Raw genomic sequence first — 25,093 nt, 5'->3', positions numbered from 1 at the left:
CCATGATATTCTTATTCGCTTGAATTCTGCGGGTTTGTTTATGGGGCTTTGAACTGTAATGCTTCCGCCGCGCTGATCAGTCCGTCGGCATCGGCATCGAGTGCCGAGAACTGTTCATCTAAGCCAGGAAACTCGTTGCGGGTCAGATCGTTGTCGCCATTGCGGTCCATCCTGACGAACCAATCCGGAGCCGCAATCGACGGTGTCCAGTCGGGTTGCTCGATTCGCCGAAGCCCGGCAAGCTCGCCATGCACGGTTGGCCCAAGTCCCAGACAAACACGAATCGGCGATTGCATTTCCCGTTGTGACAAATCACCGTCGCCGTCTTTGTCAAACAGCGACAGTCGATGTTCGAGTTCTCGCAACTCGCGAATCGTAAAGCGTCCGTCACCATTAGGATCCAGCATCGGCAGCAGAGGATAACCGTCGACGACCGCGCCCAGTGAGATCTGGTCTGACTGCGAAGTCTGGACAGCCGAAAATTGGATCGTGGTGTCACCGATGTTCACGTTAACTCCAGCGGACGTTGATGACGTCGCGACGGTGGCCTGCAGTTCCGGCGACGTGCCGACAACGCTCAATTTCGACTTACTTGCGTTTGCAGTGACATATTCAACCACCAGATCGATATCTGGAGCTTGGTTTTCGAGGACGCTGATTTCGGAGTCGTCGATTCGCCCGTTTTGGTCAGTGTCGAAAACTGCGATCGTTGCAAAAAGGCTCGCGTTGTCGCGCGTAATCGCTTGTAAATCGGCGAGCAATAGCAACAACGGTCGCTCGGCGGTCGAGTCGTCAACATCATCGGCAAGCGAGCGGGCGGAGGTAGCGATTTCAAGGGCTTCGACAATGTCGTCTCGGTTAGCATCGCACTTCTGAAAGGCCTCGGTCGCTTCATTACGTTCTGCAGCGGAGATGCGCCCGTTGCGATCACGATCGAGGATACGAACGACCGGCCGTTCGTTTGCACGAAAACTTTGAAAGTACGGTTGCAACAACAGTAGTGTCGGTCCATCAGTCCAATGATTCATCAACCAAGCGGCCTCGTCGGCGGCGACCGATTCGCCCGTGGCCTCGGCATACCGCCGCAACCATTCCCCGGATTCGGTGGTCAATTGATACGGAGCGGACAACGCCGCAGGAGGTTCCGCAGCGGAATCCTCTGCTTCATTCTCTGGGACCTCTGCTGATTCAGCATCGTCCGGCGGATCGCGAGGTTCATCGTTCGCTTCGACTGTGATCTCGGGGGCGCTTGCGGTATCAATCGAATCGAGCAGCGATGCGACGTTTTTCCGACGTGTTTCCGTGAACGGTGCACCATCGATGATGATTTTTGCACGCACCAAGACTGGAGTTGCAAGCTGGCTGGAGTGCGCGGCCTTGGTCGCGATCGTTGGCGGGCACAACAGGAACCGAATTTCGCCTTCGTCGTTCTCCTGGCTGGATAAGAATTCACGACGCTGGTAGCGAGTTTGGTATTGCGGCAATCGCTCACCGGGAAGCGTGACCACGGGCGGCGCCGCTGCTGCCATCACGACTTCGTCTTCCGATGCCATCGACACGGTGCTCGCATCGGATAGAAATTTCACCGCCGCTGAGACAGGCAATTCTTGCGGTTCGCTCGCGGTCAAGACGCTAGTGAATCCAAGCATTCCCGCGAACGCCGCTGCAATACAGTTTTGATAGCTACCGATCATGCCAACACATCCTTGATAACGGTGCCTTCGGAAATTGGGATCGGTCGACCGCTTGGCGACATGTTGCTTGGGGCACTGCCCAGCCCGAGTGCGGAACAGAGCGTGCTAAGCAGATCTTGGACGCCGATCTTGCCATCCACAACGTTCGTACCGTCTTCACTTGTCTTGCCATACGATTGTCCGCCGGCGATACCGCCGCCCGCCAGCACGCTGGTCCAAGCGTTGGGAAAGTGATCGCGTCCGGCGCTGGGGTTGATCGCTGGCGTGCGTCCAAATTCTCCCATCCACAGAATAGTCGTCGATTCGAGCAAGCCATGATCTTGCAAGTCTTGCATCAAGGTGCCCCAACCATCGTCGAGCGTTTGGGAGAGGTCGGCTACCGCACGAAAATTGTCCGAATGCGTATCCCAGCCGACGCCACCACTGTTGGTTCCCAGCGAGACTTCGACAAACGGCACCCCGCGTTGAATCAAGCGCCGCGCCATCAAACAGCCCTGACCAAACACGTTCGCGCCATACGCTTCACGCAGCTTCTTGGGTTCTTGCGATAAATCAAATGCTTTCGCATCATCGCTGTGCATCAATCGCACCGCCCCTTCGTAGACCTCGTGATGCATCCCTGCGGCGCCTGCGGAACGTGACGAGACAAACTCGGATTGCAGACTCTGCCAAATCTTCAATCGCTGCTGCATCCGTTGTTCGTCGATTCCGGTGGCACGGCGGAGTGACTGTACCTCGAGGCTTGGAAACCCGTCGTCATCGTTGCTGACGGATCCAGGCACGTCGCTGGCGCCAACAAACAGCGGCCCAAAACGCGGTCCCAGGAAACCGGGGCTAAAGGCGTCTTGATTGAACGCGCGGTAGGTCCCGATGCTAACATTGCTTGGCAGCGTCATCTTCTCTTCAGCGAGCTGATTCGCAAGAGAAGAACCGATACAGGGGTACTGAATCGGCCCCATCGGCTTGTACCCCGTCCGCATCAAATACGTCCCTCGACCGTGATCACCTTCCTTCGTCGACAGACCTCGCATGATCGCCAACTTGTCGCTCATCGCGGCAAGTTTGGGAAGATGTTCACTGAATCGCAAACCAGGAACCGCGGTTTGAATCTCTTTGAATTCACCGCCGTTTTCGTGGTTGGGTTTCATATCAAACGTATCGGTTTGACTCGGGCCGCCACTCATCCACAGCAATATGCAGTGGCGACGCCGATTCGGATCATTGGCCAATGCCTGCGCCAATCCGGGAAACCAACCACTGGCACTGACCGAACCGAAGCCGGCTGCCATCGATTGCAGCATACGTCGACGTGAATAGGATTGGGACATGATCGAACACCGTTTGATTTGTGATAAGTAAAGTCAAAGGATCAGTGATTGAGCGTAAATTCGGCACTGTTGATCAGCGCCCACAGCACGTCGGCCAGTCCCGCCGACCGCTCCGACGGCGATGCGTCCTCAGCGATAAATCGGGACAGCAAATCACGCTCTTTTTCAGTCGCCGGGCGTGACAACGTTGCCATAAACAGCACATCGATCCGCTGCGAATTGGTAAAGAAGGGTGCCTCAAGTGAACGAATCAAACCGCTGGTCTGTTCGCTGGTCGCTCCTGAAATCAATGACCCGTTCATCAACATCAATGCTTGCGGAATTCCGGCCAAATACTCAGCACGATTGGCTGTCGGAGTGGCGAATTGCTGCAGGAACGTGTCTCGCTGACTGTTGCCAAAGCGCGCCAATGTGTATTGAGCGGCCGGGGCATTGTCTTGACCCAACATGGTTGCGACTGAGATACAATCGTAAAGCTGTTCTGCGGTCAACGTCTTGACGTTCATCTGGGCAAACAGTTCTAGCCGTTTTTCGCTGGCGTCGTCGTCGGAATTCGCTGTCGTCTGTGAACCCGAGGAAAGTCGGTATGCGTCGGACAGAACGATGGAACGAATCAGACTTTGCAAGTCAAAACCATCATCAATAAACTGACTCGCCAACGTATCAAGTAGCTCCGGCGACACGGGCGGATTGTTTACACCAAAGTCGTCCACGGGGTCGACGATTCCACGTCCTAGCAACTGTGCCCAAACGCGGTTGACCGTGGCACGTGCGAAGTACGGGTTTTTCGGTCCGGTCAACCAAGCAGCCAACCTTTGCCGACGCGCCGATTCCGTCGCGGTATTGTCTCCCGACGCTGCGGTTGATGTTCCATTGATGGGCGGCAACGGTTGCCCCAAGAATCGCGGTGGCACGATCGTTTCCGTCTCAGGCAGCATCACGTCGCCCCGATCGACATCGCTGACCCGCATCACGCTCGATACATTTTCCAGTTCTCCCTTGGGACGCGAGATCTGGGCAAAAAAGGCCGCGTAGCTCCAAAAATCTTCCTGAGTCCACGGTTCGAAAGGGTGATCATGGCACTGGGCACACTCCAATCGCATCCCTAAAAACACCCGAGACGTACGTGCGGCTAATTGATCGGCGTCCAATTTCAGAGCCGAGTAAAACAAGAGCGGCCCGGACTGCGACAACCGTCCTTCGGCCAACAACAGTTTGCGAACGATTTGATCGTAAGGCTCACGCGCGGCAAAGCGATCGGACAACCACTTTTCAAAGGCTTCGCGTCCACCAAACGCGTCCAAATCGACTCCCTCGGGGATCAAAAACGATCGCCACACCGCAGCCAATTGGGACGCATGGTCAGGACTGCTCAACAGTTGATCGACCAATCGCTCGTACCGATCGGCACCTTGATCCTGCAGAAACCGTCGTACCTCGGTCACCGTCGGCGTACGGCCAGCAAGGTCCAAGTAGGCGCGTCGCAGCAAGACGAGGTCGGTCGCCATGTCGACGGGACGAACCTCTTCTTGCTGCCATAATTCATCGAGGATCGTGTTGATTCGCGTGCGCACTTCCGCATCCGTCGAGGGAACCACGGCGACAGGCAACCATTTTTTGGCTGGTCCAATCGGCAGCGTGTCGACAAACGCGTTCTGCGGTTTTGAGTCGGCGGCGCGTGGTTTGCTTTCGGCCTGGTGGTCCGTGGAAACGTCATCCGACGAGCTAATTGAGTCTACTGGCTCCGTCGACGTATCCACGATCGTCAAGTCGTTTGGAAAATGACTCGATTGCAGCTCCGGCAACGACTGATCCGGATACGCCAGCGAAGTGAGCTGTGTTTTATCACCATTTCCGGATTGAACCGCGAGTGGCAAATTGGTTTCCGGGTCTAATTGAAGCGAAAGGGAAATCGCTTGATCCGACGCCGTTTTGAATCGGACGTGCAGGTCGATAATGTCTCGACCGTCGACTGTCCGCTCGTTCCATTTTTGCTCGATCACCGTGATGCCGCGGAACTGAGCGAGCGTTTCGGAGGATAAGGGGCGATCGAGTAGGAACGCAGCGAGCAATAAATCTGCGGCTGAATCGTCCGCGTCAATCTCGATCGATGATCGAAACAGGGTATCTGAGTCGGCCAAACGCGTCAGTGCTGCACGTTTGCGAAGATCCACCCATTGAGTTTTTGACTCGGTTTGGCGGCCGACGACCAGATTGGAAAGGTCGAGCCACCGCAGGCCATCCGCTGCCTCGATCTGCATCAAACCCTGCCGCTTGATCGCATCAACGACCGCTGCCCACGCATGATTGTTCGAACCCGGGCTCAGCACAAACGCGATCATGAAAGCTGCGGCCACTGCCGCAGCAAGCGGCCACGTACGAAGCCAATTCGTCCCGCTGCGAGCCGCGGCGACGGCGCCGCCGAGTCGCGAGGATGCCAGCTCAGGTGACTCGCCCCACTGTGCCGCAATTCCCTCATCTAGACGTTGAACCAAAGTTTTTGGCACCGGAGGCGCATCGAAAGCGTCTGACAACATCACGGCGAAACCGCTATCGTCATCGGCTGACAGGTTGTCGCCGTCGATCTGACCTAGGTCGTCAGGCAATTGGCTCGATGTTGGGTCGTGAGTCATAATGAATACGCACTTCTTCGGAGTCGCGACTGGATCCGCTGTGGTTTGCTGTTGGCGACTGAACAATCCGCCTTAGGATTCGCGTGCGAGCCGCGGTGTAAAAACGGGAGGTCGGCCCTTTTGCAGGGACGATTCCGATTCCCCGTTGGCTTGCTTTGTCGGGTTGGCCGATGCACCTTTTGCTGGCGATCCGTCCGTGTTTTGTGGCATCGGTTTTTGTGGCATCGGTGCCGCGTCGGATTGCGAGCGATCAACGTCGTGTTTGTTCAATTGATTTCGAAGTGCTTGACGTGCTCGATAAAGCACCGATTCTGCACTCTTCTCCGTCGCACCAAGTCGTTTCGCGATCAATTTCACGCTGGCTTGATCGACGTACTTCCATTCCAGTGCCAGACGATAGGTCTCGGGAAGATCGTCCATCGCCTGACGCACGTTTTGGCGTTTTAATTTTTGGTCATGCTTTGCTGCGGGATCTTGTTCATCGATGATTTGCGCTTGCTGTTGAGCTTGTTCGATTAAGTGCTGTACGCGTGCTGCGGCGCGAAAATGATCTTGAATGCGTCGCAGCGCGACCGTTCGCATCCAGGCGGCCGGATGATCGATTTTGGTTTCGCTAGCGGCGGCGGCTACAAGTGCCAACACCGATTCGGCTACGATGTCTTCGGCAAGGTGCGTGTCACGGTCAACGCGAGCGTACACGAACCGCCAGACCGACGGCACGAAACACTCATTCAAGTGCCTCGCAGCGACAGGGTCTTGCCTTCGCAATCCGTCAATAAATTCAGCGTTGTCCAAAATCACCCTCGCGAATCGTGGTCATCAACCACGCAATCGTACCGTGTGTGAGGTGTTAGTCGCTCGAGAACAAACAATCACGCGGACGAAAACTCGAAATTGTCCCAAATTGTTTCAAACCGCGAGAAATCCTGTCCGTTCGCAAATTTTTACGCGTGAAAATTGGCGTCCATGCGACTCTTCTATAGAGCAGTGCGAATGAGTTGACTTTTTATTGTCACGGTAACCCAACGCGTTCGGTTGTTCTGCAACAATGGAAACGCGTCCGAACACCCATGTGCACGCTTCAGTATAGGAAAAAGCCTACGACGATGCGTTATTCAGCCGCGGTAATCATCATCCAGAAAGGGCGAGACACGCGACTCCAGCGTCGTCGTGTTGGCATTTTGGGCTTGGTGGCGGCAATCCTGTTATTCGCACTCGGCGTGATCCCGGCCTTGGCCGCCGATTCGGGAATCGATCAGAGGGCGGACAACGATTCATCGAGTGACGCCGTCGTGCTTTGCCATCTTTTGGGTGAGCCGCTACTGCAGCAAAACGCGGTGACCGTTTGCCAACAGACACGGGAATTGCCGCTTCCCCAGCGTTTTGAAGCACTCTCTCGCTGGGTGTTGCCCGGTCATGGACACGGATTCCGGCTGCGTGGTGCGTTCCGGCGGTCATCGACACGACTAGGGCAACACGAGACCGCCAGCGACAGCTTGGCCGATTTGAACGCTTGCCCGGAATCGGATTGGTTGCTTTCCCCAGCCCGTGATTTGGTCCATTCGGCATCGCAGCTCGGTCAATTAGATGACTTACAGCGGCAAATTGAATTTTTTAAACCTACGTCACCGAAACAAGCTGCGGTGCAGGCGACCCTGCTATGCATGATCGAAATTGAATTAGGCGACGTCGCTGCGGTTGCGGGACGGCTGGAAGACCGTTTCGGTTGGCAACGTGGCTCGCAAAACGCTGCATCGGCAAGCGAACGGTGGCCGGACTTACTGATGCTTTGGTCCGCTGCGGCAAACCCGCTGACTTCGCACCTGGTCACGCAGGAATTGTTCGGAGTCTATGCGGATTTGAGTGGATACAGTTCGGAACTGGAACTGGATGTGATCAATGATTACTTGCGGCTGCTGAAAGGACGTTGTGCCGAAGCCGAGCTGCTGGCGGAGCAGAAACCATCGTCGCTTGCCGTCGCGTCTGCAACATCGCTGTACGATGTTTTTAGCCGTTCCGATGCTGCGTCGCATGCGGCAGCTCGCCCACTTACCCGATTTCACATCGGAGCGGATGGAGCACGAAAAATCTCGGGACATGAAATTGATTGCTTGGCTTACCGCGGGCCGCTTGTCGGAGATTTCGAAGTCGATGCTGAAGTTAGCACTCGCCCTGGCGCGTTCACCGAATTGATGGTTCAAGGAACTGCAGTATTACCGATCCACGGAGGAACCCACGTGGCCGTCGCTGCGATGTCCAAAGGCAACCGCGAGATCGCTCTTGATGCGAAACTCGAAGAGATTGAATCGGCCAGCCACTTACGAGCGGTGGTTGGAGGCGGCAACGTAGATCACTTTTTTAATGGACGTAGGGTTCTTCAGACGGACGAGAAGCGTTCAGCGACACCGTGGGTGGTGCTGCGAAGTTGGCGAGGCACCGCGTCCGAGATCCACAATTTGCATCTGACTGGCAAACCACAGGTGCCCAAGTCCATCGATATGCTGGCCGATCCATCGCTTAGCGGTTGGGCCAGCTATTACGATCCGGATCTCGGTGATGGGCTGGGTGAATGGAAGACGAATATCGGCAACGATCAATCCATTGAACTGATCAGCAATCCTGCAAGCGGTGTGCGTGATAGCTACCATGAAGACTTGATTCGTTATGTCCGCCCTCTTTGCTGGGATGCCAACATTGCCTACGAGTTCCAATACCATCCCGAGGGCATCGGAGTGCATCCGGCGCTGGGACGAACCGTGTTCTTGATCACCACGAGCGGCGTTCGATTGCACGAATTAACTGATGGCAGATTTGATCGATCCCATTTGAGGCCGGATAACGTATCCGAGCTCGATATGCAGCGGCCGGCGTCGTTGGGGGGGCCTGAATTGAAGCCGGGGTGGAACTCGGCGGAACTGCAAATCCGCGAGAACCGAGTGACGCTGACGCTCAATGGCAGTCAAGTCGGGCGATGGGAACTTTCGACGACAGAGTCCCGGAAATTTGGAATGTTCCGTTATCGGGATCAAACTCGTGCTGTCGTGCGGAACCTACGACTAACTGGCGACTGGCCCCAGACCCTGCCGGATTTAAAGCAGCAACCGATGGCGTCCAGTGAAGTCAACCGGTTGAATCAGGAAGCGGCAGCGTTGCCAGCCCAGCTCGTCCACTACTTTCGTGACGGAATTCCCGCAAACTTGTTTGATTTCGAAGGGGACACGTCATTTGTGACCGAGCTGATCGATGGTGTGCAAATGGTTCACTCTTCCGAGGCTGGTGTCCGAACGATGAACGTCTGCGGGATCATTGAAGGTGATTTTGATGTGATTGCCGACTACAAGGACCTCAAGATCTCATCCGGAACACCGACCTGGCATTGCGGAATCGGGATTGCGGTGCGACTGGATAATCCAACCTTTGACCGTTGTGCCATCAATCGTCGCCGCGACCGGATGCATGGACATCATTATTTGGGGTTTGGCCATAAAGAAACGAACGCGGGCGGCCAGGTGGTTTGGACGGGCGGCGCTAATGTCGTGGATGAATCGACGTCCGGCAGACTTCGCATCCTGCGTCGCGGGAATACAGTCTATGGGCTACACGCAGCGGGTGATTCGTCCGTTTTTCGCATTGTCTCATCGACGACAATCCCGCCAGGCAAAATTGGGACCCAAGGACTGCAATTGATCACGGACGTCGGCAAAGGCTTGGACATGAGTGTCAACTGGACCAAGCTTGAAATCCGAGCCGACAAGATTGATTTGATGACGGTACCCGACCAAGCAAAAACGCTGTCGATGCTGAACTCACATCGAAAAACAATGGCGACGGAAACCGTTGATTTCACCAAGCAATCACTTTCCGATGCTGGCGTTTTGCAAGCCACCGCAACGATTGCAGACGTCGCCACGGACGCTCGAGGTGCGACGGTCACGGTGCAAGGTGATGCATTTCTGAAGCGTTGTGGGCTGCTGAAGGAAATCTCGCTTGAACCCGAGTTTGATGTCGAAGTCGACTTTCGAATCATGCAGCTCGATTGCGGTTATCCGGGAGAAGCCTCCAGTGAAATCGTGTTACAGATCGCACTCGAAAATGCACAGTCCATCGAACTGGATTCCGACGAGTTGTCTATCAACGAAGCCACGATCATTCTTCGACATCGATCGGACGGAAAATTCATGCTTCGTCCTCGGATTGTCGCTCGTTCGCCTGGGGGAGTGACGGTCTACCGTGTGATGCACTCGATCCCTGTCAAAATGCCCGACAAATACCGCATCGTGCAACATGATCGCGTGCTCTATTTCATGTATTCCGAAGAGGATGCGGCGGAAACAAAAATCGTCGCAAGCTATCCGTTGAAACACGGTCTGAACGCCACCTCCGTCTCCCTTTGGGTTAATGCCGGACGCGAGCAGCGGAGGGCGGCTGCATCGTGGGAACAGTTGCGAATTCACGGCACGCCCACACCGCTTCGATCGATCTTCAATTACTTGCAATTTTCGCCGACGCAACCTTGACATGCTATGAATCGCAATTGCACCGCTATCGATATTCACTGCGATCGTTCGCGACAGGCAACGATCGTGTTGTTTCTTATCCTGATGGGGTTCGTCACGACATCACACTCGCAAGCTGCAGAACCCACCGCGGGAACGTCACCGCGAAAAACGGATGGCCACGCGCTGGATGCGCTGTTTGCAGATCAACACATTCCCGAAAGCGGGATCCTGATTTGTAATCGAGCACTCAGCTTGCCACAGCGGAATGCATTTGAACTTCTGAGCGATTGGGTTCTGCCCAACGATCGTCACGCGGGGTTCCGCGTCACAAGCGATTATGTTTCACCAGAACACTCTGGTGCAGCGACATCGACAACACAATCGGGCGGGCAAATCGTCTCGCCCGCAATCCTGTGGCTACGTCTGGCCAACGAGCTTAATGAAATCGATGCGACTCGCGCAGCGATCACTCAGTGCAGCGTTGATTCGCCTCGTAACCAGTGCGGTCAAACGGCGCTACTCGCGTTGCTGGCGATCGAGGAAGGTGACATCGCGTCGGCCGGCGACTTGTTGGAAAAACTCTTCTCGCTGGTGCTCTCGGATACCGATTTGCTAAACGAGTCGCGGCAAGCGGTTTTGTTGTGTGCCGATCAAGCGGGCCGGTCACCTGAATTAAGTGCGATCGTCATCGATCCCGTTCAAATGGTGATTCAGCATTACATCAAAGACCTTCATCGATCTGCATGGCATCGTCATCTTGAGGCCGTTTTTGCCAAATTGGTCGAGCAATCGCAGAGAACCGAAACCGTACGACCTGCGAGCGGTTTGAATTCAGGCAAGCTCGACACGACTCAGTGGCACCGCGTCAGCCGCAGTTCAGCGCCGGAGCATGGTAATGGTTACCCCGCAGCCCGCTGGCACCTCACTCCGGGGGCCGCGAGAAAGGTGTCGAGCCACAGCGACGACTTTCTGTTTTTCGCGTCCCCGCTGCAAGGTAGTTTTGACATTGAAACCGATGTCACTGGATTCGGTTATCGTGACACGCAATTGATGATTGCCGGACAATGGACCGGGCTGATCTACGATCATCGTCACTATGCGATCGGAAATATTTCCGGCGAATTGAAACGCTTCCCCGTCGATCCTCCGATGCAGGACATTCATAGTCGCGGATCGATTCACGTTCGTACAACGGTTCGCGAAACCGAGGCAACTTCTTTCTTCAACGCCCGCCAGATTCACGTCCAACCGCTGCCACCGCTACGTGATCCCTGGGTCGCCATTCGCAGTTCCTACAATACACATGGTGGCTTGGATGATCTGAGAATTACAGGAACGCCCACGATCCCCGAAACCATTCCGTTAGTGACATCGCCCGAGTTAACCGAATGGTATGACTACTTCAGTACCACAACGGCGGCATCCCATCGATTAACCGATTGGAAGGGAAGTGTCGAAACGCTGCAACCCGGCAACGCTGCAACGGAGATTACCGATGCTCGCGCAACGGAGCTTCCGCCGGGAAGCAGTGCCGAGCGGTTGCTGGTCTATAGCCGTCCGATGATCGAAGATGGCTCGATTGAATACGAATTCTGGTACACCCCCGGGGAAACGACCGCCCATCCCGCGGTGGGCCGTAACTGCTACTTAATCAGCGGCGAAGGCGTTAGGCTGCACCAATTGACCGACGGACGCCACGAACGTTCCTCGTTGCGAAGTGACAATGCGAGCGAGGTATCCGGCGATCAGCCAACGTTATCTTTACTCGCAAATGCCTGGAACAAGATGCAGGTCGAAGTCATTGGGAACCAGCTGCGCTTGCTGCTAAACGGCGAACTCGTCTACGAAACGATCCTGGAATCGGATCGTTTACAGCGGAAGTTTGGATTGTTTCATTACGCAGATCAATCGGATTTGCGTGTGCGAAACCCACGCTGGACTGGGGACTGGCCAAAGCAGATGCCGGGGCTCGACGCACAAAATCTCGCCGTTTATGCCAACGCAGAACTTGATCGGACCGCCGAAGAATTGCCCGAGCTATTCGTGCAAGAGATTAACTCGCAATCGATCCTCGATCGCAAGTTCACCGTGGTTACCGGCAACGCCAGTGCCGATGTTCAATCATCCGATGATGGTGTGCGATTAGTGCGGGACGGACAACAAGGATATAGTGGAACGCTGCTTGGCGCGGCGGTTGATGTTGGCGGCGATTTTGATGTCGTGTTGTCCTATGACCAATTCGAATACAAGGCCGACCCCGGGAAAGTCGCAAGCATTCAAATGTATGTGCGAGCAAATAACGAGGATCGTGACGTCGCCGCAGTGCAGTGCACGATGGGCCGCGACGGCAAATTCTCGGTCCAATGCATGAAGATGCAAACGATCAACGGAGAGGACCGTCGACACTACTTCGGACGTTATCCGACGGAAGCGACCGCAGGTCGCATTCGAATCTGTCGCCGCGGAAACAAAATCTACTACCTGCACGCCGAAAACGATTCGAGCCAATTTCAGCTGCTTGGCGAGAATGATTTCACCGCCGACGATCTGCAGGAACTCGGGATTCAATTCGGGGTGCAAATCCAAGACGCCGGAGGGTATTCACACGCCCGGTTTACCAAGATCGAAATTCGCGCCGAGCGATTAAGCGGTTTGGCGACCGAGTCGGCTGATGCGATGTTGGCGAAGTTCAACGAGCAGCGTGAGCAACTTCCTGACTCGTTTCACTGCGACTTTCGTACCACGCCGCCGGACGAAAACGATTTCTATACGTGGGGTAACTTACACGATTGGAATCTTTCCACAGGTGGCATCCTGGTCGATTCTGTGGGCACGGATCATTGGACCAGTGCCGGGATCTCGCTGAAACACGTAATCCACGGCGACTTCGACATGACGTTTGCCTTCGAGCCGAATGAGCTTGCGGTCCCCAAGGAGGGCGACTACACGCAAATTTATTTGCAAGTGGAGACATCGGATGAGGATCGCATGCAGTTTAACGCCATGCTGACCAAATCGCCGCGTGATGCGATCGTCAGTCAAGGGCAATCCCGCACCCGCAACGCTCAGGGATACAGCTACAACCGATTAGGAAGTTTGGGGATTTCATCGCCTGACTATCTAAGGCTGCTGCGGCGCGGAAAGAAAGTCTATTTCTATGCAGGGGTTGAGTCCAAGAAGCAAGAGTATTTGATCGGGTCGACGAGTGCACCCGATCTGCCACTGATCCCGTTCGGTGTTCGCATGATGCTGCATACGGGGGGCTCGGATCGCCAGTCGCAAATGTTGGTCAAGTCGCTTGATGTGAAGGCCCAGCAGCTAACGCGGCTTTCCGTTGCCCCCATCGCAAACTCCGCTCCGAGCGCGATCAAGCCACGCTCCCCCACGCCCACTACACCCCCTACACCCCCTACCAAATCGCTTCCCACCCGATTATTCGAATCCGTTCGCGGGCTGTTCCAATGATGATCATCAAGCTACCCCCATTTGCCACCCGACTGTTGCCGATCGTTTTTGTGACCGGGATCATCACGGTCTGGTCACCGACGACTGTCGATGCTCAAACCGTCCCCGCGGATTCGACAACGATTCTGCAGCAACTCACCGAGCGTGATCTTGATCAAGCTCTTGAGTCGTTTGGAGAGATTGCGGATCAGCCACTCGCATTCCGTGACTTCGCCTACAGCAGTTTGCCTTCGGCTGCGGCGGGCGTGAACCGCTCACTCGCTCAACTTAGTGCCGATGAACAATTCGATCGGCTGGAAAAGTGGACGCTGCCTTCGGGGGATCGGAAGCACGTCCGACTATTGGCGGTTCCCGGGCCAACCGACGCACCGCCGAGGGTGTTTGCGCGAGCGTTGGGCCAACGGCCTCTCGATTCAACATTTGCAGTCGCATCGGTGGGACCAGTTCGAGGCTTCTTTTGCAGTGGTTGGATGCTCGTGCAAGCGGCCGATGAGGTGGGCCGATTGGCTCGATTGCGATCGACGCTCGAAGAACTGGAAACAGCCAACGTCGCCGGCGCGACTGAATTGCTGATGCTCGCTTACGTCGCGGGCAGCCGCGGCGACCTCGATCGTGTCAAAGGCTATTTGCAATCGCTGGTCGCTGACGATCCGGCGGCAGCCGGTGATTTGTCGCCGCACGCGATGCGGCAAGCAGCGATTGCCTCGGCCGCATTGTTGCACCCAGAACTGCAACCGTTCGCCGAAGCCTTGTTAAACAACTTGGTGGACCGTGGCGGTCAAGCCGATGCGATCGCGTTGCGGCCGTTCCTGAGAATCGCACATGCCACCGCAGTGCAAGTTTACCGCGGGCAATCGAGCCCCGATGTATTGTTAGAGAACCGGCTGAAGTATTGGGTTCCCGCGACGGTGCGATCGGCGACCGATATTCAGCGGGGGCAACCCAGCGGGGTATGGCTCTCGCACGAACGCCATCTCTTGCATCTCGCCGGTGGGACGACCGATGTGCTGTTGTTTCGCTTTCCGCTTGTTGGCGAATTTGAATTTGTTTGTGAGACGCAGGAAGGCGGCGCGATCGGCACCGATGGCGGATTGGTCTATGGTGGTTTGCAATTCCAAGCACTCGGCCGCAAGGACACGCTGCAAATTTGGGACGCCGACTCGGATCACCCAATGATTCGGCCTTCGCCCTTCGCTCGCTACGACGTGCAGCCCGTATTTAATCATGTGTCGATTCATGCGTCCGATGACGGGGCCAAATTTGAGTCCAATTTTCATCCTGTTTGGTTCGATGATGCAGCGGTTGGATCAAGTCCATGGGTTGGGTTGAGAAGCTCGGGCACCAAGCGGCCTGTGTTCCGAAACATTCAAATTCATGGAACGCCTGTCATTCCGCGCGAAGTGGAGCTGACGTATGGCGACCAGCTTCGAGGTTGGCAGTCGGGCTTTTTTGCAGAGACGCAGCCCCCGTTTCGAGCTGCGGGTGAAACGGAAACGGAGACGGCATCCGGTTTTGATTGGCAGTTGCACTCGGGTGAGCTTCACGCAGCAAAGCTCGAGGATGAAGCGGCCGCCGGCAAGCCAGGACTGCTGCAATACCAACGGCCGCTGCTCGATGGCGAATCGATCAGTTACGAGTTTATGTACGACGGCGATGCGACGATCGTGCATCCTGCGATCGGCAGACTCGCGTTTCTGCTGGAGTCGGGCGGCGTCCGAGTTCGCTGGATCACCAGCGGCGAAACCGAGTGGACTGGATTGCAAAGCGACAACGCAGCGATCGAACCATTGAACCGACGCGGCCCCCGACCGTTGCCGCTGAAGGAAAAACAATGGAATGCTGTCACCGTTAAACGCTCTGGTGGCAAGTGTCATATCACGCTCAATGATGAACTGATTTATCAACGTCCTGACGATCTTGACGTTGCCCCCCAATTCGGACTCTACCGAGCCGCACGCACCGTGGTATCGCGGGTTCGAAACGTTGTAATGACCGGCGACTGGCCTGAAACCCTTCCCGCTGATTTCGTCACCGAGCCACTTTGCTCGAAGGATCCGTCACTCCGTTCGCAGGATTGAACGAACCGGTTTTCTGCTTGGCAAACGTGTCGCGTTTAAGGTGACGCGAGGCAGACCGCGGCGTCTAAATCGAGCCGCGCCGCAGCAGCGTACGATCCCAAAAAAGCGAAAAATGCGATGGATTTGTGATGCTGATTCGATGCAATGGCGGCAAACCTGACGTCGCATATCATTAACGGCGTGACGCAATGCATTAATGACGGGGGCTTGCCTGCCGGTATAATGGGGGTATCAGCCTTATCTTTCTTCTCTTCCTCTTCAAATGGCAGGTGAACGTTATGGAACGTAGATCACGTCGTGGATTCACGCTCGTTGAACTTTTGGTCGTTATCGCGATCATCGGAGTCTTAGTCGGACTTTTATTACCCGCAGTGCAGGCGGCTCGCGAAGCAGCGCGGCGAATGAGCTGCAGCAACAATTTCAAGCAAATTGGGCTCGCTATCCACAATTACCATTCCGCCTACAAGCAGATGCCAACGCATGGCACCGGCACCGTGGCCCCCGATCCTGGGATCGATTGGTGGCGAAGTTCAGCAGACGTGAACAACCGCCAACTTAGCATGTTAGTAGGCATTCTGCCGTTCATTGAACAGCAAGCGTTGTGGGAGCAGATTTCCAATCCCAGCACCGTTGGCGGAACTTGGAACGCAATGGGGCCAACCCCCCAAAATATCAACTACTCGCCTTGGGCAACCGACATTCCCGGATTTCGCTGTCCCAGTGACCCCGGTCGTGGTCTACCTTCGCTAGGCCGTTCGAACTATGCGGCTTGTATCGGTGACTCTTGTGATGAAACCGCGTACGGACCGTGGGCCAACAAGCGTAAGATCGACGGGCCTCGATCGCGTGCTTCGACTGCTCGCGCTGCACATCGTGGTTTCTTTAAGCCGTTCGATAAAGGTCGATTCCGCGATGTTCTCGATGGATTGTCCAACACAATCGCGGCGGGCGAAATCGCGACCTATTTGGGCGACAAGGACATCCGCTCGGTACTACCTAGTTTTAGTGCCGGCAATAACAACGCCACGATGAAAACAATTCGTGACAATCCTAAGGCTTGTGCGGTCAAGATCGAAACGGCTCGCCCACGCTACTGGACGAAGGCCAGTCGGGAAACACGGGCACGTGGTTATCGTTGGGCCGATGCCAAAACGATCTTCACCGGATTCACCACCATTCTGCCACCGAACTCCGAAATCTGTTCACGACACAATGGCGACGACTTGAATGTGATCGGCAGCACATCGAGCCAACACCAAGGTGGCAGCCATGTGTTGATGGGAGATGGAGGCGTGAAATTCATCACGGATTCGATCGAAGCGGGCAACTCGACCGCAGGGATGGTTTGGAAAAATGGTACCGGTGCTCAGGCTCCGGGATCCCAAAGTCCTTATGGACTGTGGGGCTCACTTGGTACCCGTGCCAACAAAGAAGTCATTGACGCTGAGTTCTAAATCGTAGTCCATCTTGAGAGTCGCACCACGATCAATCCGCTGCGTGGTGCGACGCTGGACATCATCTTGTCTTGATTGCCGGGACGGTATCAACGGCCGTTCGGCTGTAACGACATGCACTTACATTCCAAACAAAGAGGAAATCTAAATTGAATCGCCACTTCTTGCTCACACTTTTGATGCTCGGATCCATCTCGCTGTCGCTCGGTTGTGCTGACCCCCAACCAGTCAATGTTACCGAGGATGCGGATGCCGCGGCCATTGCTGAATACGAAGCCAACGAGGCGAAGTTGCAAGCGGAATCGGAAGCGTCAATGGAGCCGTAGCCTTTGCGGCATGACGTCTTGTTTATCCGTGCGGTCGACAACGCTCGCCCGCACCCGATGACACCGCTCTTGTTTTAGCCGTTTTGAACAATAGCCCCGGTTCTGTGCTGACGAAACCGGGGCTAGGGGCCAAGCGGCTAACTAAAACAACATGCCGTCAAGAGTTTCGTTGGGCAATAAGTCAAGCGAACAAAACGTCTTGACCTCTTCCGCTACAAATTGTGTAACAACCCGCCCCCCATCTCTTCTGGCGGCCACACGATGGGTGCAAAGTGCACCCCCGAAAGATTGCTTCGTTCAGTTTGGCAATCCAACGCAGTTCGTGATCACGTTAGCCCTCGCCCAACGGCACGTGACGGCACCTTGCGGCCGGCACCCCTCCTCTGCCCGCAGTCGCTTCACGATTCTTAAACATTCCTTCAAGGGCTCTTCATGCGGGTGTTCTAAGTTCTCGCCACTGGGTCGTCGACCGCATGACGACCATGCAATGGTTGCGTTTTTCAGAACATCTACATCGAGAACGAAGGACAAAGAATGAATTGGGAGATCAGTCGATTGCGTCAATCGTATGCAATTCGCAGGAATGGATTCACGCTGGTAGAGCTGTTGGTGGTCATTGCGATCATCGGTGTGTTGGTGGGTTTGCTGTTGCCCGCAGTGCAGGCCGCTCGTGAAGCGGCGCGACGGATGCAGTGTCAAAACAAACTGCGGCAAATTGGTTTGGCGTGTCATAATTTTCAGGACACGCGAGGGCATCTGCCTGGCGGTGGACGTGACGGGGACCATCGCGTTCCTGATCCGTTAGAGGATTGTTGCCGATCGCAGACCCATGCCGGTTGGAGTTGGTCCTACTCGATTCTGGCCTACATCGAACAGGACAATGTGTATCAATTGGCCAGCCAATCAGAAGACCCTGATGTCGGCGACGCGGGTTACAACAGTAAAGAGGACGTCGTGGCGCAGGCGACTTCGCCGATTTACACCTGTCCTTCACGTCGAAATTCGACATCGTATGGCAGCGGTAATTTTTACCGTGTGGACTACGCCGGCAACGCGGGCACTCGCGGCCCAGGCAGCGTTCGTGACAAGGCCAGCAGCGGACTCGATGGCGTGATCATGCAAACCGATCGGGGCAAGATTCGTATTGAACAGATCCGCGATGGTTCCTCTAACACGATCATGATCGGCGAGAAAGCGCTACATCGTGATTCGTTCGGCAGCGAGGGGGGCGACAACGAGCGATGGAACAACGCCGGTTGGGACGAGGACGTCGTTCGCTTTGGTGCGGGGCTATTGGCGGACGGAACTCGCTACGGAATCACGCCGATCAGCGACCAGAAAGCCACGCACAAGGAAGGTTCGTCTTGGACCACCGTGACTGACAAAGGCGGCGTCGTGTGGGGACAATGGCATCCGTTCTTCGGTTCGTCTCACCCCGGCGGCACCAATTTCTGCCTGGCTGACGGGTCGACGCGGTTCATCGGCGACTCGGTCGACGGCGAACTATTCCGTCGCCTGAGCGTTAGCGACGACGGTGAAGTTGTTGAGCTCGAGTAGAAAACCACCACACTCCTTATTTATTAAATATCGAACAAACAAAGAAAGACTCACGATGAAACCATTCTCGATCCTCATACTGTTGGCTCTTTGCGTGCCGACACTCGGCTGTGGCAGCGAATCCGTCCCCCAACCTCCAGCCCTTGATGCGGAGACTCGCGACGCGATCGCACAAGAGGACAAATCGATCGACGACGCCGAAGCGAATCAGTAGCTTCAGTTCAACATCAAACCTGTTCGCAACACGATGCCCGGCAGCAGCCACGGACGCCAGTCCGTGGTTTTCTGCGGCGTCGATGACCTCACGTAGTCTAGGCTTCCAGCCTGGGAATCACAGCAAACCCAGGCTGGAAGCCTAGCCTACGTTAAATTCAAAATCGTTCAGCCGACACCACGGATTCACAGCCGTGAGTACCATCTGCGATTGCTTCGCGAGTTGGAAACACTTACATCGCTGATCTCACCCGAAATCGGTTCGTACTCGCTTTTCATTCTTTGGCTGCGGGGACGGTTAACCAGAGGCTTTGGATGGTGACCGCTTCTCGTAGCGAGTGGGTTGCGGTGTAAGTGGTGGAGAGATCCGCTTTTTGGGCTTCGCCGCTCGCGCGAGCGATGATTCGGAAAGGGCCTTGAAAGCTGGCGGTCTTGTCGGCGACGATTTTTAATTTGACCGACTTTGATGTGTCGCCTTTTGCTTGGGAGACGACGGACTCGGCGTTAATCCCTTCGGGCAGCCCCTCGGCAGTGATTGTCAACTCTTGATCAAACCCATGTTTCCTGGCGATCGTGACAGGGATCTCCACCGTCCGCTCTTTTCCTGTTGCGAAATGGTCTTCACTGACCGACAACTCCACCGCTGGCAAAACTTCAGTGATCACGACACTGTAGGCGTGACGGGCGCTGTGTCCATCGACCAGATCCGACACTTGCAGTTCGAATTCGCTGGCGTCCTTCGCCGTGAATTCGACCACCGAGTCGTATTGGCCTCGCGACACGTCATCGTTGCGGGCCAATTCGCTGCCGTCGGCAACATCGATCACGCGAAGCTGTGAGTCGAGCGGGAAGTCAAATGCTCGCGAGTGTAATTCTGCTTTATACCGCGTGGACGCCCTTGTTTTGAATCGTAGCCGGTCGACGTCGTTCGCTGTGGTAATGTGTCCAGAAAAGACACACGGCAGCGACGCAGCCGTCGCAAAATCATCGCCTTCGGTTTCCGCGATGACGGCGGCATCATGCGGTAGCGACATTTGCCACTGCCACCCGAGTGAAGCAGCAAGCTGTGTGATCCGAGGCGAATGATCGGTAGCCGCACGTTGTTGCAGATCGAATTTGGGCGGCAGGTTCCAGCCGAACACGGTACTGTCGGAAGCCACCGCATTGGCTGGCAGCACAAGGGGCAACACATGGTCAACGTAGGCGTCGTTGGTCATGCGAATACTGTAGACAAATGAAGCCGATCCGGCGTAACCAATCGTTCCGGTGGGGACTTCGGGAAATGCAAAGATCCGCACCCACAACTCGCGGTCTTCCTCGGCCACGTAAACCAGTTGCGGATCGATCCCACGATCATCATCGGCTTGAGTAATCACGTTGCCTTGTTCGTCCACCAACTGCATCACCGCGTCCATCGGCGAACCCAGCGGCCGATGCGCAAACGTGGTTGCGACGAAAGTTTGTCCCTGTTTTACCTGGACGCGGTACGTGTCGATTTCGTTGGACTTGGCGAGTCGTCCATACACGACGGTGGGTAAAGCGACCGAGGTGGCTTCAGCAATCTTTTGGTTCGGCTCAACTTCTTCGAGCGTTGCGGTGGGCTCGATCAACAACGGCACCAGCTTTGATGCAGACGTTTCGTCAACGAGGCGAACCCAGACGATTCCGGGCTCGGCATCGGCAGAAAGCTGGACACTGAGTTGCCCCGAATCCTTCTCGACGGTCACTTCGATGTCGTCTCGATCCACGATCGCTTTGACAGGCCACTTCGGAAATTTGCCTTCGGCTTTGACGGTCGTTTTGCTGCCGACACTGACAACCGGAGGATAGAAGCGATCGAGTTGCACTTGAGCGATTGCAGGCGTAGAAACGGCCAAGCAGAGCAGGAGCGAAACGAAGGCGATACCCGATCCCCGAGCGGTACGGAGCAAGCCATCCGGTACGAAGCGAGCGGAAGCATGCAAGCGAGGTGGTGACGACCGGAGGGCTTGCGTGCAGCCGCAAAAAAACGATGCGACGGGGGGGCGAAAGTATAGTTCGTTTCGCATCAGCTCATCAATTCCGAGATCGGTGTGGCGTCACTGACCAAGTGCACCGGTCGGCCTTCGGGGGAGTGCAACATTTGCCCGGCATCGATCCCGAGTTTGCGATAAACGGTCGTGACAAAGTTTTCGGGCGAAAGCACTCGCTCCACCGCCGCGTAGCCATGCCGATCGGTGGCGCCGATCACCTGGCCGCCCGACGTGCCACCGCCAGCAAACATGACGCTCATCGCGTTGGACCAGTGGTCGCGTCCACCGCGATCGTTGATCTTTGGGGTCCGTCCAAACTCACCCAATGCGATCACGAGCGTTCGCTCCAGCATGCCACGGTCTTTTAAATCCGACACCAGCGCCGCGATTGTCGCCTCGAACGGCGGCATCTTTTTGTCATAGGCGTCAAACAGGTCGGTGTGATGATCCCAGCCTCCTTGCACTAAGGTGACAAAGGGGACGCCGGCGCTGACCAAACGGCGTGCCAATAATGCTTGCTGACCAAAGGTGTTACGGCCGTAGGCGTCACGCACTTTGTCGGGTTCGGCGTGGATATCAAAAGCGGCTTGCGATTGCGGGCTACTGACCAATTCCATGCCTTGAGCATAAAATTCGTCGGCCGCCATGACGGGGTCACCTGCGGCCGCGTCTTTAATCCGTCGCAGCTTGTCGATCTGATTGCGAATCTCTTGACGCGATGCGAACCGTTGATCGGTTAACCCGCTTGGGATCGTCACGTCGCGAACCTGAAACGACGAACTGTTCGGATTGTCGGGAACCACAAATGGAGCATGTTTGGCGCCGAGGAAATTAGGGCCTCCCGAACGTGACATGCTGGGGATCGAAAAGTAGGCCGGAATCCCATCAGGGGCACCGATTTGGTGTGACACCACGCTCCCGAGACTGGGGTGAAAGCTGACAAACGCACCGCAGCCCACGGGAATTCGCGGCGGTGCTCCGGTCATCATATAGTGGTTGCCGGCACCATGATTACCCTGGTCGTGTCGGATCGATCGGACGATTGCCAAATCGTCCGAGATCGCGGCCAGCCGTTTCATTGGCGCGGAAAAATGGACGCCGGGGGTTTGCGTCGCGATCGGTTCGTACTTGCCTCGAATCTCGATCGGTGCATCGGGTTTGGGATCAAACGTCTCATAGTGACTCGGACCGCCGTCCATCCAAATCAGGATGCAGGCATCGGCTTGTCTTTTCAATTGCGACGCAGGCGTTTCCGACGCGTAAGCCGATGTTGCACGCAGCGCCCCGGCCAATCCGCCTGCGATCAAGCCGTGCAGACCAAGTTTCAATCCGTCGCGGCGGGTAATGCCGTCACAATTGCGATGGTGGTTTCGATTCATGTATCCGTACCTAGTTCAAGATTGAGAATTCAGGGGCATTCAGCATTGCCCACATCAGGTCTTCGATCACACCACGACGATCCGCGGCGGCGGTTATCAGCTCGATAGCGTAGTCGCGTTCCTGAGCGGTCGGGTAACGCGTGAAGGTAGCCAAGTACAGCTCGTCAACAATTTGCTGCGGCGATTTATCACTCGCCGCCAAACTTGCGGCGCGCCCCTCGTCCGATCGAACACGCGTGTCGAGCTGTTGCGAGTTCATCAAATGCAGTGCTTGCGTGACCGTCGAATCGGGAGTCCGTTCGCACGGCGGATCTTGATTTTCGTTGGGGCGGCCGAAGGTATCAAGAAAGATCGAATTGACTCGCGTGGTCCAAACTTGATTGGCTCGCGAATCAGGCGGCATGGCCTGGAACGACTCGGTTGTTTGGGTCACATCGGCCACGGCATCGGCCAACACTTCCGCTCGTAACCGGCGACGGTAGTGGCGCGAATAATTCAGCCGATCGGCGACATTGGATGCCGTCGGTTCGGAACTGTGTCGGTAGACTTGCGAGAGCGTGATCGTCTTTAGCAGTCGTTTGAAATCGTAGCCAGAAGCTTGGAATTCTTCGGCCAATGCACTCAACAGCGTCGGATTGGTCGCGGGATTGGTGGTACGGAGATCGTCGACGGGTTCGACTAATCCGCGGCCCATTAGAATCCCCCAAGTGCGATTGACGTGAACTTTGGCAAAGAAGTCGTTGTCGGTGGACGTCATCCATTGTGCTAGTGCTTCGCGAGGATCGATCGGTGCCCCGTGATTGTCCGCGTTCGGATCAGCCGCGTCTGCCCCCGCGACTTCGAATAGCGGCGTCGGTGTCATCGTCTCGCCCGTCAGCGGATGGGACACGGACCCTTTGCTCGAGGTAAACACAATTTCTTCACCACCGGAAATGGGCGGCGACAGTCCGGTGCCTTTGTAGCCGACTTTTGAGAAGTAGGCAGCGAACTGGTAGAAATCTTGTTGGCTCCACCGTTCGAACGGGTGGTGATGACATTTTGCACAGTCCAACCGGATGCCCAGGAATAATTGGCTAACCATCGTCGCGACCTCATCAGGACTGCGACGATCGCGATACAGAGTTGCCGCACCATTTTGCCAGGTGCTTCCTTTGGCGGTCACCAATTGACGAACAAAGGTGTCATAGGGCACCTCGTCACGAAATTGTTGCCGGATCCAGTTGTCGTAATTCATCACCGCCTTGATACCGACGCGGTACGGGTTTGGACGCAGCAGGTCAGCCCAATAGCCGGCCCAATGGTCCGCAAACTCAGGTCGCTCGAGCAGTTGATCGACCAGCTTGGCTCGCCGCTGGGCCGGGGTTTCGCTTTCGCTGCCATCCAGAAACGCTCGCGCTTCTTCGACGGTCGGCAGCCGGCCAATCAAGTCCAGGCTAACACGCCGCAAGAAAACAGGATCGTCCACCAGCGGCGAGGGCTCGATCCCAAGAGCTTGCAACTTTTCATAGACCAGCTCGTCGATCACCCCATTTCGTTCGAGCGATTCAAAGATCGCGCTCGGGAGCGGTTCGGTTTGCGGGATCACGACGTTTGCGACTTCGATATGGTTCATGTAACGGGCCATCACAGCGGTTTCCCCCGGCAGCGAACCAGCTTGGATGACACCGTTTGCGTCGACCGAAACCACCGCGTCGTCGTTGGACAAATAGGTCGACAAACGAGTGACGTCGCGTGTTGATTCGTCGCTGTAGTGTGCCGTGACCCTCAGCGTTTGAGATTCGGAGGGTGTTAGCGAAAACGAATCTCGTTCAAGCGTCACCTTTACAAGCGTCGGCTCGCCGTCGACTCGACGCGGAGCACCTTGACGGATCCACCGCGTCAACATTTGATAGTCTTCCGAGTCTCGCTCGAGTTTGCGTCCACCGCCGTGGGGCAATTCGGCAGTCGCTTTGAGCAGCAACAGACTGTTCTCGGGTGACGCAGGAAAAATACGTCGGCCCCGCGCATCGCGGCTGACCGCGGCGTGGTCGAATTCAGAGTCAAAGCCCAGCAGTGACAGCTGAAACCCGTTTTGGCCTCGCTGTTTACCGTGGCACGCGCCTGAATTGCAAGCTTGGGCGGTGAGTATCGGTTGGATATCCAGTTCGAAACTGACCGCTCGATCGTCCGCAAACGTGGGCGCACACGCGATACCAACGCTACATGCGAGCCAGATCAGAATGCGACAATGTTGAAACAGGATTTGCATGACGGTGGGTGAAGGGAAATCGGTCAGACGGGAAATCGGTCAGAATGAAATGTCGGAGGGAGGGAAAGCCTATCGCGGTGAAGTATTCTCTTGTAGCTACCTTTGCCAGAAGGTGGTGATTCGAAATTGCACAGCAACCAGCCACGCTCTGGCGAAGCGTAGCTACAACATCCAATTGCCGTAATGATCTGCTGTTGAATGTTTCGC

The 25,093-nt window shown here is 55.8% G+C and carries 14 protein-coding genes; 7 read left to right on the top strand and 7 right to left on the bottom strand.

Annotated elements, in window-relative coordinates:
• Nucleotides 1-38 precede the first annotated feature (38 nt).
• From ABD971_RS14620 to ABD971_RS14605, 4 genes are all read right to left on the bottom strand, one after another.
• Complete coding sequence (locus tag ABD971_RS14620; RefSeq protein ID WP_345323198.1) at nucleotides 39-1,694, bottom strand: EF-hand domain-containing protein; 1,656 nt, start codon at nucleotides 1,692-1,694, stop codon at nucleotides 39-41.
• Complete coding sequence (locus ABD971_RS14615) at nucleotides 1,691-3,022, bottom strand: DUF1501 domain-containing protein (RefSeq protein ID WP_345323196.1); 1,332 nt, start codon at nucleotides 3,020-3,022, stop codon at nucleotides 1,691-1,693. Before ABD971_RS14615 ends, ABD971_RS14620 begins: the two co-directional genes overlap by 4 nt.
• 41 nt (nucleotides 3,023-3,063) lie before the next feature.
• A complete protein-coding gene (locus ABD971_RS14610; protein WP_345323194.1) occupies nucleotides 3,064-5,655 on the bottom strand; it encodes a DUF1549 and DUF1553 domain-containing protein in 2,592 nt (863 codons plus the stop codon).
• A gap of 72 nt (nucleotides 5,656-5,727) precedes the next feature.
• Nucleotides 5,728-6,456, bottom strand: a complete 729-nt coding sequence (locus ABD971_RS14605; RefSeq protein WP_345323192.1) for an RNA polymerase sigma factor — start codon at nucleotides 6,454-6,456, stop codon at nucleotides 5,728-5,730.
• Nucleotides 6,457-6,761: 305 nt separating this feature from the next.
• Here ABD971_RS14605 and ABD971_RS14600 point away from each other — a divergent pair, with 305 nt between their 5' ends.
• From ABD971_RS14600 to ABD971_RS14570, 7 genes are all read left to right on the top strand, one after another.
• Nucleotides 6,762-10,172 (top strand): DUF1583 domain-containing protein, encoded by a 3,411-nt coding sequence (locus ABD971_RS14600; RefSeq protein ID WP_345323190.1) that lies wholly within the window; start codon nucleotides 6,762-6,764, stop codon nucleotides 10,170-10,172.
• A 6-nt stretch (nucleotides 10,173-10,178) separates the two neighbouring features.
• Nucleotides 10,179-13,619, top strand: a complete 3,441-nt coding sequence (locus ABD971_RS14595) for a DUF1583 domain-containing protein (RefSeq protein ID WP_345323188.1) — start codon at nucleotides 10,179-10,181, stop codon at nucleotides 13,617-13,619.
• Complete coding sequence (locus ABD971_RS14590) at nucleotides 13,619-15,697, top strand: DUF1583 domain-containing protein (protein ID WP_345323186.1); 2,079 nt, start codon at nucleotides 13,619-13,621, stop codon at nucleotides 15,695-15,697. The genes ABD971_RS14595 and ABD971_RS14590 overlap by 1 nt, the downstream gene beginning before the upstream one ends.
• 278 nt (nucleotides 15,698-15,975) lie before the next feature.
• On the top strand, nucleotides 15,976-17,151 hold the full coding sequence (locus tag ABD971_RS14585) for a DUF1559 family PulG-like putative transporter (RefSeq protein WP_339945144.1): 1,176 nt from the start codon (nucleotides 15,976-15,978) through the stop codon (nucleotides 17,149-17,151).
• A gap of 149 nt (nucleotides 17,152-17,300) precedes the next feature.
• Entirely contained in the window at nucleotides 17,301-17,477 is a 177-nt protein-coding gene (locus ABD971_RS14580) for a hypothetical protein (protein WP_345323184.1), read from the top strand.
• A 534-nt stretch (nucleotides 17,478-18,011) separates the two neighbouring features.
• On the top strand, nucleotides 18,012-19,034 hold the full coding sequence (locus ABD971_RS14575; RefSeq protein WP_339945148.1) for a DUF1559 family PulG-like putative transporter: 1,023 nt from the start codon (nucleotides 18,012-18,014) through the stop codon (nucleotides 19,032-19,034).
• Nucleotides 19,035-19,089: 55 nt separating this feature from the next.
• A complete protein-coding gene (locus ABD971_RS14570) occupies nucleotides 19,090-19,248 on the top strand; it encodes a hypothetical protein (protein ID WP_345323182.1) in 159 nt (52 codons plus the stop codon).
• Nucleotides 19,249-19,522: 274 nt separating this feature from the next.
• Here ABD971_RS14570 and ABD971_RS14565 read toward each other — a convergent pair whose 3' ends face one another.
• The 3 genes from ABD971_RS14565 to ABD971_RS14555 are packed head-to-tail and all read right to left on the bottom strand — an operon-like array spanning nucleotide 19,523 to nucleotide 24,886.
• Nucleotides 19,523-21,295, bottom strand: coding sequence for a serine protease (locus tag ABD971_RS14565; protein WP_345323180.1), 1,773 nt, complete (start codon nucleotides 21,293-21,295; stop codon nucleotides 19,523-19,525).
• Complete coding sequence (locus ABD971_RS14560) at nucleotides 21,295-22,638, bottom strand: DUF1501 domain-containing protein (protein WP_345323178.1); 1,344 nt, start codon at nucleotides 22,636-22,638, stop codon at nucleotides 21,295-21,297. Before ABD971_RS14560 ends, ABD971_RS14565 begins: the two co-directional genes overlap by 1 nt.
• Before the next feature lie 10 nt (nucleotides 22,639-22,648).
• Nucleotides 22,649-24,886 (bottom strand): DUF1549 domain-containing protein, encoded by a 2,238-nt coding sequence (locus tag ABD971_RS14555; RefSeq protein WP_345323176.1) that lies wholly within the window; start codon nucleotides 24,884-24,886, stop codon nucleotides 22,649-22,651.
• Nucleotides 24,887-25,093 lie beyond the last annotated feature (207 nt).

It is taken from the genome of Novipirellula rosea (assembly GCF_039541335.1).
Classification (GTDB): domain Bacteria; phylum Planctomycetota; class Planctomycetia; order Pirellulales; family Pirellulaceae; genus Novipirellula; species Novipirellula rosea.
This window is presented reverse-complemented; position numbering and strand designations above follow the sequence as displayed.

Coding starts and splice junctions, on each gene's coding strand:
- ABD971_RS14575 (WP_339945148.1), top strand. CDS start 18,012: ATGAATTGGGAGATCAGTCGATTGCGTCAATCGTATGCAATTCGCAGG.
- ABD971_RS14595 (WP_345323188.1), top strand. CDS start 10,179: ATGAATCGCAATTGCACCGCTATCGATATTCACTGCGATCGTTCGCGA.
- ABD971_RS14560 (WP_345323178.1), bottom strand. CDS start 22,638: ATGAATCGAAACCACCATCGCAATTGTGACGGCATTACCCGCCGCGAC.
- ABD971_RS14610 (WP_345323194.1), bottom strand. CDS start 5,655: ATGACTCACGACCCAACATCGAGCCAATTGCCTGACGACCTAGGTCAG.
- ABD971_RS14585 (WP_339945144.1), top strand. CDS start 15,976: ATGGAACGTAGATCACGTCGTGGATTCACGCTCGTTGAACTTTTGGTC.
- ABD971_RS14600 (WP_345323190.1), top strand. CDS start 6,762: ATGCGTTATTCAGCCGCGGTAATCATCATCCAGAAAGGGCGAGACACG.
- ABD971_RS14615 (WP_345323196.1), bottom strand. CDS start 3,022: ATGTCCCAATCCTATTCACGTCGACGTATGCTGCAATCGATGGCAGCC.
- ABD971_RS14565 (WP_345323180.1), bottom strand. CDS start 21,295: ATGCGAAACGAACTATACTTTCGCCCCCCCGTCGCATCGTTTTTTTGC.
- ABD971_RS14555 (WP_345323176.1), bottom strand. CDS start 24,886: ATGCAAATCCTGTTTCAACATTGTCGCATTCTGATCTGGCTCGCATGT.
- ABD971_RS14590 (WP_345323186.1), top strand. CDS start 13,619: ATGATCATCAAGCTACCCCCATTTGCCACCCGACTGTTGCCGATCGTT.
- ABD971_RS14620 (WP_345323198.1), bottom strand. CDS start 1,694: ATGATCGGTAGCTATCAAAACTGTATTGCAGCGGCGTTCGCGGGAATG.
- ABD971_RS14570 (WP_345323182.1), top strand. CDS start 19,090: ATGAAACCATTCTCGATCCTCATACTGTTGGCTCTTTGCGTGCCGACA.